1 protein-coding gene is annotated in these 316 nt (G+C 52.2%); it reads left to right on the forward strand.

The window, feature by feature from the left end; translation table 11 throughout:
• Positions 1-252, forward strand: a 252-nt coding sequence (locus B4U49_RS19190) for an Imm32 family immunity protein (protein WP_204902940.1), incomplete at its 5' end; no start/stop codon positions are given.
• Positions 253-316 lie beyond the last annotated feature (64 nt).

A 316-nucleotide genomic window follows, 5' to 3' on the forward strand; every position in this document is an offset into this window, starting at 1 on the left:
GCTGCCCCTGCTGGCGGCGTTAATCAATATATGAAGATATTCGGATATTCGAGACATGGCGACGAGACTTTGCTCGAACTCGCAGAGGCCACAATTTCGGCTTCGCCTGAAGCTTTAAGGGATATTGCGTCGTTCTTGCTTGAATGCGCGGACGGTATAGAGAAAGGTGGTGAGTCTTGGGAGCATGAGCATTTTAAATCCCAAGATGTAAGCGCACCCCGGCTCATAGTTTATAACTCGGCTTCGGAGTGAAAGCCTTGCTTAACAAGGCCAGGCAATATGCTCCGGGCCGGTGGCCCTCCGCGGGACAGCTTAC

The sequence above is a fragment of the Microbulbifer mangrovi genome, assembly GCF_002009015.1.
Classification (GTDB): domain Bacteria; phylum Pseudomonadota; class Gammaproteobacteria; order Pseudomonadales; family Cellvibrionaceae; genus Microbulbifer; species Microbulbifer mangrovi.